The sequence below is a fragment of the Alkalicoccus chagannorensis DSM 18086 genome (assembly GCF_000429725.1).
Taxonomy (GTDB): Bacteria; Bacillota; Bacilli; order Bacillales; family Salisediminibacteriaceae; genus Alkalicoccus; species Alkalicoccus chagannorensis.
In genome coordinates this window covers 21674-38561 of record NZ_KE386946.1, presented here as the reverse complement: position 1 = coordinate 38561, position 16888 = coordinate 21674, and the positions used below count along the sequence as shown (strand labels likewise).

Here is a 16888-nt window from a genome sequence, read left to right as displayed (position 1 = left end):
CCGCTTTCCCGCTTCCAGCGACCGCCCGCTGTCGCCTTGCGACCGCCCACCTCCTCCGAACGTCCGAGCCGGCGCCGCGAGTGACCGCTCCGCGCTAGATCTACGGACACACCAGACCCGTATCTCTTTGCCGCCCTATCTAAAAGGGAATGTTTGTTTGCATTTATTGTAATTACAGGTATAATAAACTCATATTTCTATGTAGGGGGAATGCCGATGAAACAGCCATCACTACAGCAGCCAATAATCATCGATCAACTTCAGGCACTTTTAAGAAGACTGCCGAATCCTCACCCAAAAAGAGAGGAAATAACGGAGCATCTGCGTCGTTTCAAAATTGGTCACGCCGGCGAGCAGACGCTCGACTTGCAGATGCCAATGATTCCAGAAAACTGTAAAGTTTTTCGGAACATGACGCTCCGTTCTCCAGCTAATGGAGAAACATTTCAAATAGACCTCCTCATCCTCCATCCCTGTTTCGCTTTCATAGGCGAAGTAAAAAACATGGCTGGTACATTAACATTTGACTTAAAACATGGACAGCTGCTCCGGATGCTGGATGGCAGCCTCCAATCCTTCGCTTGTCCCGTGAATCAAAGCAGCCGCCAGGCATTTCACTTTCGCCTTTGGCTGAAAAAATACGCTGACGTGAATCCACCTGTGCTGAACCATGTCCTCATTTCTAATTATCAGGCGATCATTGAAGCTCCTGCTGATCATGATGGTATCTACCACGCAGCAAACCTTCCGAGAGAGCTGATGCATGTAAGCAAGATTTATACTCGACGGGTTATTACGAAAGAAAAGATGAAAAGCATCTGCGAAACTCTGAAGAACAGCAATGCCGAGCATCGCTCCAACGTATTAAAAAAGTATCACCTAGCTGAAACGGAAATACTCGGAAAATTAACCTGCCAACATTGCGGGAATCAAACTATAATGCGCATCAAACGCTCCTGGAAATGTACCTCCTGTGATTGGCGTGACGTGAACACCCACATACATACTCTCAGAGACATTAGTCTACTGATCCAAACACCACTTCACAGAAAAACGTTTGATTTCATCTTTGGAAATATCCCCGCCAGAAGTACCCTTCGGCTCATTGCACCATTTTCCACGCGAAGCGGAAACAAACGCCTCCTCTTAATAGATAAAATAGAAGAAGCCTATGAAAAAACACTTTAAACAAGGTAAAGATTCCGTCCAACATGAGGGCGGAATCTTTTTTGCATTTCACTTGCTGATGCCTTCTCCAAAGATAATCAAAACTACCTCAGCTTCCTTCATAGAAGAAGAAAGATGAGCGACCTCTTTTCCGCGGCTGCCCAGACAGCCGTAAACCAGAAGGGCTTGGGTAACTGGCTGTTTTAAGGTTTCCGGTGGAGACGTCGCCGATCTCGGCCGAAGCGCCGCTTTGTAGCGCTGAGTGACCGAGCTCGGCTCCTGAACGTCTGCTGAGTCCTCTTAAGTGACCGCCCAGCGCCAATGTGACCGCTTGTCCGCTTCCAGCGACTGCCCGCTCCCGCCTTGCGTCCGCCCGCGGCTGCCCCGGCAGCCGTAAACCAGATGGGCTTGGGTGACTGACGGTCTTAAGGTTTCTGGAGGAGACTGGACCGAAGCGCCGCTGCATGGCGCTGAGTGACCGAGCGAGGCTCCTGAACGTCCGCTGCGTCCTTCCGAGTGACCGCCCAGCGCCGGTGTGACCGCTTTTCCGCTTCCAGCGACTGCGCGTCCCCGCCTTGCGACCGCCCACCGCCTCCGAACGTCCGAGCCGGCGCCGCGAATGACCGCTCCGCGCCAGATTCACAACCAGAGCGGACCATGATACCCTCTTTTCCGCGGCTGCTCCGCCAGCCGTATACCAGAAGGGCTTGGGTGACTGGCGGTCTTTTGGTTTACGGTGGAGAGGTCGCCGGTCTCGGACGAAGCGCCGCTGCGTTATCCTGAGTGACCGAGCTCGGCTCCTGAACGTCCGCTGCGCCCTTCCGAGTGTCCGCCCAGCTCCGCTGTGACCGCTTTTCCGCTTCTAGCGACTGCGCGTCCCCACCTTGCGACCGCCCACCGCCTCCGAACGTCCGAGCCGGCACCGCGAGTGACCGATCCGCTCCCCATCCACGGCACCAACGATCCATATCACTTTTTCCCGCAGCATTTCCTCCAGCAGAAAACCGGATGGGCATCTCCCTAACAAAAAAAGCCCCAGCCTCCCATCCGGAGATCCGGAGGGAGACTGGGGCAGTCAACATCATCATTTATGACGGGAAGCTTGTCAAATCAATGCCAAAGACAACTGGCAGCAACAGCACCACGAAGGCGGTCAGTACCACGATGGCAATCAAGTTCATCCATATACCGGCTTTGATCATGTCGCCCATTCTCAAATAACCGGAACCGAAGACGACCGCGTTCGGCGGCGTCGCTACCGGCAGCATGAACGCACAGGAAGCGGCTACCGCGGCCGGAACCATCATGGCAAATGGGTGCACATCTACTGCGGCCGCCAGAGAAGCCATGATCGGCATGAGCATCGTCGCAGAGGCCGTGTTGGAGGTGATTTCTGTCAGGAACATGACCATGACAGCAATACCAAGCACCATCACAATCAGCTGCACGCCGCCGAGAACCGTCAGCTGCGTTCCGATCCACTCATCGAGCCCGGTATCCCCGAAGGCGCTCGCAATCGCGAGACCACCGCCGAACAGGAGCAGAATGCCCCACGGCACGTTCTTCGCCGTCGCCCAGTTCATGAGCTTCACACCCTGATACTTCACAGACGGAATTAAAAACAGCGTCACCGCCCCGGTAATGGCAATGAGGGTATCATCAATACCTTCATGAATGAATTCCTGAAGCACGTACTCCCGCGAAATCCAAGCAAGCGCTGTCATAGTAAAAATCGTCATGACCAGCTTTTCATCGCCGGACATCTTCCCTAATTCCTCACGTTCTTTTCGGATCAGCTCTCCACTCCCCGGAATTTCCTTCAGCTTCATCGGGAAGGCAATGTTGACGAGGTAGAGCCATGCAAGCACGAGCAGCACGGCTGCCAGCGGCACACCGAACATCATCCAGTTCGCAAAGGAGAGGTCGATGCCGAAGATCTCATCAAGCTGCCCGGCCAGGATCGTATTCGGCGGTGTCCCGATGATCGTACCGAGCCCCCCGATCGACGCAGCAAATGCAACCGCAATCATTAATCCTTTTGAAAAAGTCTTCTCCTGATTCTCCGCATCTTCAATGTCCCCTTCTTTCATCAGCTGGGTGAATTGAAAGATGATCGCAGTACCAATCGGCACCATCATCATCGCGGTCGCCGTGTTCGAGATCCACATCGACAGAAAGGCTGTCGCCAGCATAAATCCGAGCACCAGTCGTTTCGTGCTCGTTCCAACAAAATTAATGATCGTTAAAGCAATCCGCCGGTGCAGGTTCCACCGCTCCAGCGCCAATGCAATAATAAACCCTCCGAGGAAGAGAAAAACGATACCATCCCCGTAGTTGGGGGTGACTTCCCCGGTTTCCAGCTCCGTGACCAGCGGAAATAAAATCACCGGAATCAGTGCCGTTACCGGAATCGGAATCGCTTCGGTGATCCACCACGTCGCAATCCACGCAGTGACCGCAAGCACCCCGCGCGCCTCATCGGCGAGACCTTCCGCATCAAAAAGAAAATAAATTGCTAAAAACAACAGCGGTCCGAGCAGCAGCCCCACCTTCTGTTTCAGCGAAAAATCCTGTCCGTCCGGCGACGGCTGCCGGTATGTATTCGTCATCTTCCCGGAAGCTGTCTCCATCTGCTTCCGCTCATCGCTCGGCGGTCCATCCGCCATGAACGTGACGAACTTCAGCAGCTCCTTCGTACGATCGTGGCTGCGCCAGGCAGCCGCCCACGTCTCCCGCATCCATGTCACCATAAAACCCCTCCTTCTTTTCGTCTCGGTCTTTTTCTGGTTTAATATGATTAAACTCTTTTTTCCCTTCCCTCTTTTACAATCATTCACTCTTTTTCCATCGAAGATTTTCTTCTAACAACCAAAGTACTATAATAGAAACATGATTACACACAGAAAGCGGGGTCTCTGCTATGGAACAGCACCAGAAGCTGCTCAGCCTGATCGGCGCGGCCAGAGCACTCACCTCTTCGCTCGATCTCGAAACCGTCCTGCTCCAACTGACAGGAGAAGTCAGCCGCGTCATCGACGGCGTCCATGGCATTCTCCTGTTTCTTTATGACGAAGAACATCAGCTTCTGCGCATCCGCATGACCGGCGGCTACTTTCAACTCGACGCCATGCGGCAGACCGTCCTCGTGCCGGGAGAAGGGATCAGCGGGAGCGTCTTTGCTTCCGGCACAGGCCGCATTCTCCACACCGCCGCCGAAGCCGAGGCCACCATGGCCAACATTCGGAAAGAAACCGCCGCCGAATACTCCGAAGCGCTCGGCGGGTATCACATTCCGACGAGCGTCCTCTCCGTCCCGATGATGGCACGCGGAAAAGCGATCGGCGTCCTGACCGTCGATGCCTTCGACGACAGCATCACCTTCACCGAAGAAGACCTCGACGTGCTGGAAACCTTCGCCGCCCAGGCATCCATCGCCATCGAGAACGCCATGCTGTTCGCCCGCCAGCAGCGCACCCAGATGATTCACGAAGCCCTCTCCAACGTCGCCCTCGCACGCGGAGGCACTCGGGATATCACCCGCACCCTGGCCGGCCTGATCGAGGAAAAAGTGGTGCTCGTCAACGATGTTTTTGACCTGCTCGAAGCCTCTTCCGCTGGTGCCCGTGAAGAGGCGCTTTCGTTACTAGAAGCCCAAAAAGACCGGCTCATCCAGGAGGTCCAGCACAGCGGTCCTTCGATACTCCACTGGCAGATGCCGGCAGGAGGTCGGCGGGCCGTCTTCTTTCCCGTCCGCTCCGAAGGGACGACGCTCGGCTGGCTGGCGGTTATTATGAAAGAAAACAGCCGGATCGATCCCCTCGACCGGTTCGCCATCGAGCAGACGAGCGTCGTCTTCGCCGGGGAAATGCTCCGTCGGAAAAAAGACATCATCGAAACAGCAACCGCCCGGGGACAGCTGCTCAAACCGCTTTTGGACCATGAATGGGAGGAGCTTTCCTACATGCAGATCTCCTCCCTGCCCTACCATCATGCGGGCGAGGCCGATTACGTGCTCGCACACATGACGCTTCCGCAGGGGCAGTGGGAAGAAGCAGAACATCCACTTCTCCGTTACTTGACGAGGGAGCTGCTGCAGGACGAGGAGCACACGTACCTGCTGCACCGGGGACAGGAGATGACCATCATGTTCACGCTGACCACACCCGAGGAACGACAGAGCATGGCCATTGTCCGCCGGCGGATCGAGGAATATGCCGCCCAAGTCGAACGCTACACCGGCTTCCGACCGGCTGCCGGTCTCGGCCGGTCGGTTCCTCAGCTGAAATACGTGCGCGCCTCCTATCGGGATGCATTGAAATGCGCGGAAGCAGCCCGGACGAGCGGTACGCTGCTGTCGCCTGCCGACCTGGGACCGGAGCGGCTGTTTATGAGCATGGAACACAGCGAACTGGAAGGGTACGTCATCGAGAAGCTGGAGCCGATCCTTCAATGCGAGCCGGAGCGCCGCTCGGTTCTCCTCGCTTCCCTGGAAGCGTACGTGAACGAAAACCAGTCGCTGCGCGCCGCCTCGGACACCCTTTTCATTCACGTCAACACGCTCAAGTACCGGCTGAATTCGATCCGGCAGCTGCTTCAATTAGAGGAATTCAACGGAAAGATTCTATTTGAACTGCAGCTGGCCCTCTATATTCAGCGTTATTTGGAGCGGACGAATCGCTAGCAGCTCCCTCTTTGTTGGTTTCCGACAAAGAGGGGGCTGATTTTTTGTCGGAAAGGCATCTGTCGTTATTGTCAGAATAGTCTATACTTGAAACTCATACCGACTATGTCAGCAGGAGGAACGCCATGAAACAACAATTAATCGAACCTTATGATGCATCGCTCTCGCATTCCGGCGTCAGCGGCGAACGACTCGCCACCCGGCTGGCTGCTCTCGCGGAAATCGGAGCGACAGCAGACGGCGGCAGCTACCGCATCGCCTTCAGTCCGGAAGAGAAAGCCGCCAAAGACCTCGCTGCCGGATGGATGGAAGAAGCCGGCATGACGGTCCGCCGGGACGGCGCAGGCAACGTCATCGGCCGGATCGACGGCGCCGCGCTTCCGGAACGCCGTATCATGAGCGGTTCCCACCTGGACAGCGTCCCGAACGGCGGCCATTTTGACGGCCCGCTCGGTGTGCTCGCGGCGATTGAAGTCGCCCAGGCCTGGCAGGACGAAGGCACCGCACCGCCGCTCTCCTTTGAAGCCGTCATCTTCAGCGACGAAGAAGGCGCCCGCTTCCGCAGCGGCCTGACCGGAAGCCTCGCGATGACCGGGGAGATAAGCACCGACGAAAAAGCACGGTTGACCGACGAAACAGGCCGAAGCTATGAAGACGTCCTTGCCGAACAGCATCTCAGCCTGGACTCGATCCGCAGCGCCGAAGCCGATTTCAGCGATGTCGAAGCATTTCTTGAAGTCCACATCGAACAAGGCAAGCGCCTGGAACGAGCGGGCCTCTCCACCGGGGTCGTCGAAGGAATCGCCGGGCCGGCCTGGCTTCAGGTGACATTCACCGGACGCGCCGGGCACGCCGGCAATACGCCGATGAACGATCGGGAAGATGCCTTGATCGCGGCCTCCCGCTTCGTCACCGAAGTCGAAAACATTCCGGCTGCCGTCAGCAGCACGGCCGTGGCGACGGTCGGCAGACTCCAAGTGAAGCCGAACGGCGTCAACGTCATTCCGGGAGAAGTCACCTTGACCGTCGACATCCGGGACATCGACGAAAAAGCACGCGACGAAGTGATCCGACGCACGAAGGCCATGGCCCAGTACATCGCCGACGACCGCCGCGTCAGCAGCGCCGTCGAAACGCTCATGTCCACCCCGCCGCAGCCGGTAGCAGAAGAGCTGCAGCAGCTAGCGGCCGAGGCCGTCGAGCAGACGCTCGGGACGAAAGCCGTCACCATGCCGAGCGGCGCCGGGCACGACGCGATGATCATCGGCAGAAAAGCACCATTTGCGATGCTGTTCACGAAAAGCCTCGACGGCGTCAGCCACCACCCGGCAGAATGGTCTTCGCTGAACGACTGTGTCGAAACGATTCACGTACTTAAATCATTAACCGAAGCTGTGATGAAACAGGCGCAGCAGAAAAATAAGGGGGCATTATCATGAAGAAAGCCATTCAACTATCCATCGGAACCGCCGCCGCAGCGCTCATGCTTGCTGCATGCGGAGTCGAAAGCGGCGATGACGCCAACAACAACAATAACAATGCCGGCGGAAACAACAACGCCGACGAAGCAGCCGACAACAACGACGGCGAAAACGACAATGGAAACAACGACGAAGCCGACAATAACAATGACGATAACAACGAGAACGACGCAGCCAACGACGGCGAGGGCGAAACCGTCGGCGAGGAAGACGCAGAACATGAAATCCAGATCGGCTGGAACTCCGGACTTGAAGATGACTCGAAAGGCGTCGCCGCTCAGGCCTTTGCGGACTACGTCGCCGAAGAAAGCGGAGGCGACGTCGCCTTTGAATTCTTCCCGAACGAAACGTATGCCACGTCGCCGGAAATGATCGAAGCCGTCCAGGTCGGCGCGCTCGACATGGCGCTTCCGGGAGCGAACGAGCTTGCGAGCGTCGTGCCGGAATATGCCGCGCTCTCGCTGCCGTTTTTAACCGAAGGAGCGGATGAAGCACACGCCGTCCTCGACAGTGAAGTGGGCGACCACCTTCTCGATTTGAGTGAAGGTACCGGATTTTACGCACTCTCCGACGTCGAGCTCGGCTTCGCACAAATCACCAACGATGTCCGTCCGATCGAAGCGCCGGAGGACGTCGAAGGACTGACGATCCGCTCTCCTGACGATGTCAGCCTGATCGAAACGTTCAATACCCTCGGGGCGAGCGTCTCGACGATGGCCTACACCGAGCTGTACAGCGGCCTCTCCCAGGGCGTCATTGACGGACAGTTCAACCCGATGCCGTCGATCTACGACCAGGACATGCATGAGGTGCAGGACTATCTCTCTATTACGAACCACTCCTACTACTACTCGTACTTCATCGTCAATGATGAGCTGTTTGACGGCATGGATGAGGAACTGCAGGACATCATCCGCGAAGGTGCGATCGAAGCCCGCGATGCTGCAAGGGAGTTCATCGCAGCGGAAGAAGAAGAAGCCCTGGAGCGGGCGGAAGACGAATTTGAAGAAGTATCCTACCCGGACCTGGAGCCGTTCCAGGAAGCAGTCGAGCCGGTTTATGAAGAAGTGGAAGACGTGATGGGAGCTGACATCATCCAGCAGATGCAGGACTTCCTCGACGACTACCGCGCGGAGTAATACAGGAACGGGGAGCTGCCTTTCCGGGCTGCTCCCCGGCCTTATTGTAAAGGAGGACTACGATGACGGAAGCCCATACGAACAGCCGGTCGAACCGGATCATGACCGGCGCTGCCAATGGGATCGATTTGATCTCGGCGCTGATGCTGGCGCTGCTGACGGCAGTCGTCTTCCTCGAAGTTTTCAGCCGCTACGTGTTTTCTCTGCCTCTGGTCTACTCGAATGAACTGACGCTGCTTTTATTCCCGTGGATGATTTTCATCGCCGGCGTATCGGTGACGTTCCATGATAATCATCTCGCCATTACGTTTGTACGCCGACGAATGCCGCCGAAAATCCAGCACGGCATGTTTTTGTTTTCGAAGCTGGTCATGCTCTTTTTTGCTGTGATGATGACGTACGCTTCCTGGATGTATACCGAGAACCAGGCGACCCAGGTCATGCCGGTGCTTCGGATTTCCCGCGGGTGGCTCAGCACCTCGATGATGATTGCGTTCGCTCTCATTTCTCTTGTGCTGATTTATCATATTGTGCAGGTCGTCCGCGGACGCATGTCGGTGCCGAGAGAGGAGGAGGAACTCGATGCTGTGGATGATGATCGCTAGCTTCTTTATCCTGATCCTCCTCGGTGTTCCGATCGCCTTCTCGATGGGGGCATCCGCCTTACTATACTTTTTAATCGAAGGACTGCCGATGGAAATGATGTCCCAGCGGTTCTTCTCGAATACGCAGTCATTTGCTTTTCTGGCGATCCCTTTCTTCATTTTCGCCGGAAGCCTGATGATCCAGGCCGGCATCGCCCAGCGGATCATCAAAGTAGCCGATTCCATGGTCCGACAGCTGCCGGGCGGTCTCGGCTGTGTCTCTGTTGTCACCAGCATGGGGATGGCCGGCGTGTCCGGGTCTTCGGTAGCTGACGCTGCCTCAACCGGGAGTGTCCTCATTCCAGAGATGAAGCGGAAGAACTACGATGCCCCATTTGCTGCGGCGATCAACGCCTCCAGCTCCGTGGTCGGCATTATCATTCCGCCGTCGAGTACGATGATCATCATCGCCTGGCTCGCGGACTTATCCGTCGGTGCGATGTTTCTTGCCGGGGTCATCCCGGGGCTGATCGTCGGATTCGCCTACTTAGGTACGACCGTCCTGATCGCGCTCCGCCGCGGCTATCCGAGCGAACCCCGCCCGACGCTGCGCGAATTCGGACGCAACATCCGCAGCGCGTCGCTGGCGCTGCTCCTGCCGATTCTGCTCGTCAGTGCCATCGTTTTCGGGGTGGCTACCGCTACCGAAGCCGCATCCTTATCGGTCGTCTATGCCCTGCTCGTCGGGCTGCTCATTTATCGGACGCTGAAATGGGACAAGATTCTCTTTGCGATGAAGGAGACGGTACAGGGAACGGCGATCGTCATGATCACCATCTGTGCGTCGATGATCTTCACGTGGGTGCTCATTTCCGAAGGGGTCCCGAACATGATCTCCGACGCGCTCGGCGGCCTCGGCCTCCCGGGCTGGGGACTGCTTCTCGTCATGGTCGCCATCATGCTCGTCGCCGGCATGGTACTCGAACTCGTCCCGAACTTGTTCCTGTTCATCCCGATCTTCATGCCGATTGCGACCGACACCATCGGCATGGATCCGATGCACTTTGCCATGATCATGCTCGTCACGTTCGCGCTCGGCATGTTCACACCACCAGTCGGCGCGACGCTGTTCATCTCGTGCTTCATCGCCAAAATCAACATCGAAGACACCATCAAAGACGTGCTGCCCTACTTCCTCACCGGCATCCTCGTCATCCTGCTGATGGCCTTCGTTCCAGCTACCAGCATGTGGCTTCCGGGATTGTTTGATTAAGACAAAAAGCGCAAAGCCGATTTGGTCGAAAGGCGCGCGGCGTCGCTGTAGCTTCTTTGAGGGAAGCATCGGTTCTTCTCATGCTTCCCGTGCAGCCGGTGCCGTCCCCCTGTATAAAACGTCTTCAGGCCTATCATGAAAAAAGCTCCGACCTCGTATGAGGATCGGAGCTTTTTTATGCTGCCTACTGCTGAGCCGTGTCACCGGCATAATCCGAGATACCGCCCTGGACCACCGTCAGATGATCCGGGTCATAGCCCTGCTCGATCAGGCTGTCCGCCACTTCCTGACTGCGGTTGTCCGTCTGGCAGATGATCACGATTTGGTCGTCTACCGAAGCATATGATTCCGGGTCGCCCATCATGTCATCCATCGGGACATTGTCGAAACCGTCAATGTGCATATCTGCAAACTCGTGCTCTTCTCTCACATCCACGTAATGAACCCCATCGTCAAAACCTTCTTCCTCGATATGGTCCTGAAGTTCCTCCGTCGACATTTCCTCATTCTCTCCCCCGCCGCATGCCGCAAGCAGCAAAGCGGATGCCGAGAGAGCTGCTGCTACTTTTTTCATGTCATCAGCCTCCTAGTTGTTGATGATATACGGTAGGAGGTATTAATGCAAGGCAGGCGCTCGCTGTGTATGCGGCAGTTCCAGTTATGCAATTGGAAAAATAAAACTTCCGTTGCACAGAAAATGAGCAGCTATCCATAAAAGAACAGTCTGTAGACAATTCCACCGAGGAGGAGGAGACCCACCACACTGAAAGTAAAGAGAGGCTCTTTTGATCCCGGTTCATGCATGCGCTGCAGCGTCCCCTGGTAAAGAAATACCACAGCAAAAGAAACAAAGACCCACGGCCGTACCACCTCGAACGTCGACGAGACAGCAAGCAGAACCAGCGTCAACACATAAAGCAGCACTTCCACAGACCGGTGTGTCGGATGGAAATATGTGTCTTTTTCTCCCTTTGGCATGAGCATGCCTTTTTTCATCATCATTCGCTGCAGAATAAAGCAGACAAGAAAAACAATCAGAATAATGACAACCATCGCTGACATAAGAAACTCCTATCCACACAAGAATACAGGGTGCTATTTCAATCCACACTCCCACGCGGGGAGCGACATTATTTTCGTGGTGCTTTTACCATAAAATGCCATATGCTTATTGGTCGTTACTACACAGAATATGGTCGGATTTTTCTTCTATACACTCCAGTATCAACGGCCTTCATACAACTGAATCCAATCCTCCACCTCTCTTTTGGATGCCAGTTCTCCTACGAGCGTATACGGGATTTTTTTCGGATTGGTGAAACGAATGCAGCTTTTCCCCATATTTAGCTTTGTGCTCATGTGAACAGGATACTGCTCCTTAAACCATGTACGAAGTTCTTCATCGACATAGATTCCCATGTGATACAAGGCTATATGATTCTTCTGTGCTGCCAGGCTCATCCACGGCAGCGGGGTTCCAGGTACTGCATGATAGCCGCGAGGATACGTATCAAGAGGCACGACAAACGCAGGCATATTGTCCTGCATCTGAAAAGCAAACCCTGGTGGAAGCTCTTGCTCGATGGTTTCTATCAGCCGCTGGAACGGCTCCTTCCAGCGGGCATCGATACGGTCCATGTATGCATCTACTTCTGACAAGTCATCCCCTCTTTCTTTCATGATTGTTCAAAATGCTCTCCCGTTAATCCATCACCAGTCCGCCATCCACGACGAGGTTCTGGCCGGTGACGGCGCGTGACCACGGCGAGGAGAAGAACAGGACGGCATCGGCTAGTTCGTCGGGCGTCGTGACCCGCTGCAGCGGGGTCGTCGCTTCAATGATGCCAAAGACCTCGTCGGACGTGACGCGGCTCGCATCCGTTTCGCGCAGCAGGCCGCCGCTGACCATGTTGACGGTGATCCCCTCGGCACCGAGCTCTTTTGCCATGTTGCGGGTGAAGCCGAGTAGCGCTGCCTTCGCTGTGGTGTATTCATGGTAGGCGACCACCGGGTTCTGCACGAGGTTTGTGCCGACATTGATGATGCGTCCGAATCCGGCTGCTTTCATCCCCGGCAGGCACGCCTGCACGAGGTGGAAGGGTCCTTTCAGGCTGCCGTCCAGCTGCGTCTGGTAATCCTCCCAGCTCAGTCGGTCTGCGGCCTTCTGGGCGGCGGGGTCGAACTTGAATCCGACGAGGGCATTGTTCACGATGGTCGTCACCGGACGATCGAAATGCGCCTCTGCTTCTGTCACGGCCTGCCCGACCTCGGTTTCATCGCGGATGTCTGCATAAACAGCAAACGCCCGGTCGCCGAGCTCCTCCGCCAGCGCCTCTGCTATGTCCCGGCTCTGATAGTAGTTAATGACAACCCTGGCCCCTTCCCGTGCAAAACTCCTTGCCAGCGAGGCTCCCAGCCCACGGCTCGCCCCACTGATAAATACGAGCTGTTCCTTCATCTCCATTGGATCTCCTCCTGTTTTTCTGCTGGTGGAACGCGTGCTGGACTTTTTGTCGGAACGGCCTGCTGCGTCTCCGCAGGCTCTCTTATGGAGGCGCAGGCTTTTCGTTCTGCGTGGACAGCAGAAACAACCGCAGGCCTCCACGAAGAGACGTTTTCCTTCCTATCCATTGAAAAGCCCTCCCGCCGCAGGCGGCGGAAATCAACTCCTCGACGCCCGTGCTGCTTTGGCTGGAGAAAAGCGCGTCGGTCCGCTCCCTTTTTGCGTTGCTTCGCCTCTGGAAGCGGGACGGCTTCCCGCCGCATGCGGGTCTCCCGCCGGAATTTTTGAGCCACTTTGCTTTTTTTGAGCCACTTCTCAGCACGTTTGCGCCGCTTGAACCCGCAATGCCGACGCCTGCTCAACATGTTGGGCCAGCCGGCAGGCAGCCCTTCCCATGACCGGATCGATCGGACCGATCAGTCACCCGAAAGGACGGATGCTGCCGGCACCGGCCCCTTCAGGGAACGCTTAAAAGGCCGGCCCCGGGAAAGCGGGCCGGCCTGGACATCCAGACGTCGGCTGCTTCCCCACGCTGGTATGATCCAGATCGGGTCCAAAGGGTCAAAAAGTCCACGCTTTTTTCTCAGCCGGTCGTACCGGCTCCCCCAGCAGATGATGGTGTGCCTTTCCATTATACCGCTTTCTTCATGCCGTTTCCAATTCTCTCATTGCCCTTCCTATTTCCAGGCTATACACTGTAAGGAGATGGAATCTGCCTTGATAAAAACTAGCACTCCAGGGAGGGAATTGTATTGAAAACCTACATAACCGCCGGCACGCTGCTCCTGCTGGGCGCCTGCCAGTCCGAGCCGGATGAGCCGACTGCCGAAGCAGCACCCGAGCTGCCAAAAGGAGAAGAACTGCCCCTCTCGTCCGTTGAAGACACAGCCGCGGCCGAGCGGCTTTCCCAGCCGGACGAACCAATCGACATCACTTTCGCCGGCGACATCATCTACGAATGGTCTCTTGAAGAGACCGCCGCCGTACAAGGACCGTATTATCCGTTCGAAGACATCAGCAGCACGATCCAGGAAGCCGACTACGCCATCGCCAACCTGGAAACAGCCGTCACGGAGGGCGGCACGCCGTACCCGAAAACGTACAACTTCCGCATGCCGCCGTCGTACCTGCAGGCTCTCGAAGAAGCCGGCTTTGACTTCGTCTCGATTGCCAACAACCATACGATGGACTACGGCGAAGACGGCCTCCTGGATACCGTGGCCGCGCTCGACGCGTCCGCCCTCGACTTTGCCGGCGCCGGGGAAAATAAAGAAGCCGCCTATGCCCCGCACACCGTCGACATCGACGGCACCTCCATCGCGGTCCTCGCCTTTTCCGAGGTACTCCCCGCCGTGGACTGGTACGCGAGAGACGATAAGCCCGGAATCGCCAGCGGCTACCAGCATGACCGCACCGCCGAGATCATCGAAGACACGAGCACCGTCCACGACTACACGCTCGTCTACATGCACTGGGGCAACGAAGGCGAGCACGTCCCCGAGCAAGCAGCACGGGACTACGCCCGTCTCATGGCCGACGCCGGCGCCGATGCGATCGTCGGAGCACACCCGCACGTCCTGCAGGGATTTGAGTACATCGACGGCACCCCCGTCGCCTACTCCCTCGGCAACTTCCTGTTTCCCGACTACGTCGACGGTCCGACCGCCGAAACCGGTCTGCTCCAGCTGCAGCTCGACGACGGCGAGGTGGCCATGCGTTTCGAACCATGGTGGATCGAAGACGACCGCATCATCGACCGCGGCAGCGACTACCAGCAGCAAGTCATGCAATTTCTTGAAGCCAACTCCTACAACACCACATTCGACGGCTTCGACATCCTGCCCGAGGAGGAATAACCATGCTCTACCACAGCTACTGCCGCCTGTACCAGACCGCCTACCGCACCGCCGCCCCCTTCATGCACTGGCGCACCCCGGAACGACTCCACGGCACCGGCAGCGTCGAACAGCTCCCTGCCCTTCTGAAGGCAAAAGGTGTGCGGCAGCTGCTCGTCGTTACGGATGCCCGCATCATGCAGCTCGGCCTCGCCGATCCGTTCCTCTCCCTCCTTCGGGAGCAGGACATCGGCGTTTCTCTATACGATCAGATCGAACCGAATCCGACGACTGCGCAGATCGAAGCAGCCAGACAGCTGTATGAAAAGACGGCGTGTGATGCCATCGCCGCTTTCGGCGGCGGCTCCGTCATCGATTGTGCCAAAGCCGCCGCCGCCCGCATCGCCAGACCAGGGCGCACCCTGCGGGAGATGCGCGGCCAGCTGAAGGTACGGCGGGATCTGCCTTTGCTTGCTGCGGTCCCGACGACGGCCGGCACGGGGAGTGAGGCGACGGTGGCGGCCGTCGTATCGGAACCGGAGACGAAGGAGAAATACGCCGTGAATGACACGGTGCTGATTCCGCACATCGCCGTCCACGATCCGCTGCTCACGGTGGGGATGCCGCCGGCGGTGACGGCAGAAACGGGGATGGATGCGCTGACGCATGCGGTGGAGGCGTACATTGGCCGGAGCGGGACGAAGGAGACGAAGCGGCTCAGTGAGTCGGCGGTCCCGCTGATCCTATCTCATCTGCCGGCCGCTTATGCGGATGGGGAGGACCTGGAGGCGCGCGGAGCGATGCTGGAGGCTGCTTATCAGGCAGGGCGGGCGTTCACCCGCGCGTATGTCGGCAACATTCACGCGGTCGCGCACACGCTGAGCGCGTGGTACGGGGTGCCGCACGGCCGGGCGAATGCGGTCGTGATGCCACACGTGCTGCGCTATTACGGCACGGCAGTGCACCGCCCGCTTGCGGCGCTCGCCGATGCAGCCGGGCTCGACGCAGGAGACGAGGCCGCGCGGGCGGAAGCGTTCATCCGACGCATCGAGAAGATGAACGAACAGATGGGACTCCCGGCTCACCTGCCGGCGATCCGCACCGCGGACCTCCCTTTTCTCGTGGAGCAGGCGCTCGCGGAGGCGAATCCGCTCTACCCCGTGCCCGTGATCTTCGGCCGCGGCGACATGACGCTCGTCTACCGGCTCGTGCAGGGCACCGCGTAAGCTCACTTCATTCGTATCACATAAAAAACACACCTCCAGGCCCCTTTGTTCCTGCAAAGGGGGCCTGGAGGTTTTTCGTCGTGGCTGCCGCGGAAAAGAAGCTGGATCATGCTCCGCTCTGGTTGTGCATCGGCTGCGGATCGGTCACTCACGGCACCGGCTCGGACGTTGGGAGGCGGCGGGCGGTCGCAAGGCGATAGCGGGCAGTCGCTAGAAGTGGAAAAGCGGTCACACCGGCGCTGGGCGGTCACTCGGAAAGACGCAGCGGACGTTCAGGAGCCTCGCTCGGTCACTCAGCGCCTCGCAACGGCGCTTCGGTCCAGGCCCTCCAGCAACCATTAGACCGTCAGTTACCCAAGCCCTTCCGGTTTACGGCTGCCGGGGCAGCCGCGGAAACGAAGGTATCATGGTCCGCAGCGGTTGTGCATCGGCTGCGGATCGGTCACTCGCGGTGCCGGCTCGGACGCAGCGCGGTCGCGGGCGGTCGCTAGGCGATAGCGGGCAGTCGCTGGAAGTGGAAAATCGGTCACACCGGCGCTGGGCGGTCACTCGGAAAGACGCAGCGGACGTTCAGGAGCCTCGCTCGGTCACTCCGCGCCTCGCAACGGCGCTTCGGTCCAGGCCCTCCAGCAACCCATAGACCGTCAGTTACCTAAGCCCCTCTGGTTTACGGCTGCCGGGGCAGCCGCGGAAACGAAGGTATCATGCTCCGCTCCGGTTGGGCATCGGGTGCGGACCGGTCACTCGCGGCGCCGGCTCGGACGCAGCGCGGCCGTGGGCGGTCGCAAGGCGCCAGCGGGCAGTCGCTGGAAGTGGAAAAGCGGTCACACCGGCGCTGGGCGGTCACTCGGAAAGACGCAGCGGACGTTCAGGAGCCTCGCTCGGTCACTCCGCGCCACGCAACGGCGCTTCGGTCCAGACCCTCCAGCAACCATTAGACCGTCAGTTACCCAAGCCCCTCTGGTCTACGGCTGCCTGGGCAGCCGCGGAAACAAGGTG

13 protein-coding genes and 1 riboswitch are annotated in these 16888 nt (G+C 57.7%); of the genes, 8 read left to right on the top strand and 5 right to left on the bottom strand.

Features of this window, described 5'->3' with window-relative positions; all coding sequences use genetic code 11:
* Positions 1 to 216: 216 nt before the first annotated feature.
* Positions 217 to 1188, top strand: a complete 972-nt coding sequence (locus G477_RS0117610; RefSeq protein ID WP_026699031.1) for a nuclease-related domain-containing protein — start codon at positions 217 to 219, stop codon at positions 1186 to 1188.
* Between the two features lie 1067 nt (positions 1189 to 2255).
* Here G477_RS0117610 and G477_RS0117600 read toward each other — a convergent pair.
* Complete coding sequence (locus G477_RS0117600) at positions 2256 to 3917, bottom strand: SLC13 family permease (protein ID WP_035212411.1); 1662 nt, start codon at positions 3915 to 3917, stop codon at positions 2256 to 2258.
* A 170-nt stretch (positions 3918 to 4087) separates the two neighbouring features.
* On the opposite strand from G477_RS0117600, the gene G477_RS20250 reads away from it, so the two are divergent.
* The 5 genes from G477_RS20250 to G477_RS0117575 all read left to right on the top strand — a co-directional run bounded on the left by G477_RS20250 (position 4088) and on the right by G477_RS0117575 (position 10325).
* Positions 4088 to 5848 (top strand): helix-turn-helix domain-containing protein, encoded by a 1761-nt coding sequence (locus G477_RS20250; RefSeq protein WP_026699028.1) that lies wholly within the window; start codon positions 4088 to 4090, stop codon positions 5846 to 5848.
* A 125-nt stretch (positions 5849 to 5973) separates the two neighbouring features.
* Positions 5974 to 7287 (top strand): Zn-dependent hydrolase, encoded by a 1314-nt coding sequence (locus G477_RS0117590; protein ID WP_026699027.1) that lies wholly within the window; start codon positions 5974 to 5976, stop codon positions 7285 to 7287.
* Positions 7284 to 8468 (top strand): TRAP transporter substrate-binding protein, encoded by a 1185-nt coding sequence (locus G477_RS0117585; RefSeq protein ID WP_026699026.1) that lies wholly within the window; start codon positions 7284 to 7286, stop codon positions 8466 to 8468. Before G477_RS0117590 ends, G477_RS0117585 begins: the two co-directional genes overlap by 4 nt.
* Positions 8469 to 8530: 62 nt before the next feature.
* Positions 8531 to 9073 carry a TRAP transporter small permease gene (locus G477_RS0117580; RefSeq protein ID WP_026699025.1) on the top strand — a complete coding sequence of 181 codons (543 nt, stop codon included), beginning with the start codon at positions 8531 to 8533 and terminating at the stop codon, positions 9071 to 9073.
* Positions 9051 to 10325, top strand: a complete 1275-nt coding sequence (locus G477_RS0117575) for a TRAP transporter large permease (RefSeq protein ID WP_026699024.1) — start codon at positions 9051 to 9053, stop codon at positions 10323 to 10325. The genes G477_RS0117580 and G477_RS0117575 overlap by 23 nt, the downstream gene beginning before the upstream one ends.
* Positions 10326 to 10509: 184 nt before the next feature.
* Here G477_RS0117575 and G477_RS20245 read toward each other — a convergent pair whose 3' ends face one another.
* From G477_RS20245 to G477_RS0117555, 4 genes are all read right to left on the bottom strand, one after another.
* Positions 10510 to 10899: a rhodanese-like domain-containing protein gene (locus G477_RS20245; RefSeq protein WP_051288223.1), complete on the bottom strand. Its 390-nt coding sequence runs from the start codon at positions 10897 to 10899 to the stop codon at positions 10510 to 10512.
* A gap of 131 nt (positions 10900 to 11030) precedes the next feature.
* Positions 11031 to 11387, bottom strand: a complete 357-nt coding sequence (locus G477_RS0117565) for a hypothetical protein (RefSeq protein WP_026699023.1) — start codon at positions 11385 to 11387, stop codon at positions 11031 to 11033.
* A 162-nt stretch (positions 11388 to 11549) separates the two neighbouring features.
* Complete coding sequence (locus G477_RS0117560) at positions 11550 to 11984, bottom strand: DUF1801 domain-containing protein (RefSeq protein ID WP_026699022.1); 435 nt, start codon at positions 11982 to 11984, stop codon at positions 11550 to 11552.
* A gap of 43 nt (positions 11985 to 12027) precedes the next feature.
* Positions 12028 to 12789 carry a 3-oxoacyl-ACP reductase gene (locus G477_RS0117555; protein WP_026699021.1) on the bottom strand — a complete coding sequence of 254 codons (762 nt, stop codon included), beginning with the start codon at positions 12787 to 12789 and terminating at the stop codon, positions 12028 to 12030.
* Between the two features lie 546 nt (positions 12790 to 13335).
* Positions 13336 to 13445, bottom strand: a riboswitch (TPP riboswitch).
* A gap of 135 nt (positions 13446 to 13580) precedes the next feature.
* On the opposite strand from G477_RS0117555, the gene G477_RS20235 reads away from it, so the two are divergent.
* Together G477_RS20235 and G477_RS0117535 are read left to right on the top strand one after the other, a co-directional pair.
* A complete protein-coding gene (locus G477_RS20235; RefSeq protein WP_051288221.1) occupies positions 13581 to 14684 on the top strand; it encodes a CapA family protein in 1104 nt (367 codons plus the stop codon).
* A 62-nt stretch (positions 14685 to 14746) separates the two neighbouring features.
* A complete protein-coding gene (locus G477_RS0117535; protein WP_245575577.1) occupies positions 14747 to 15889 on the top strand; it encodes an iron-containing alcohol dehydrogenase in 1143 nt (380 codons plus the stop codon).
* Positions 15890 to 16888 lie beyond the last annotated feature (999 nt).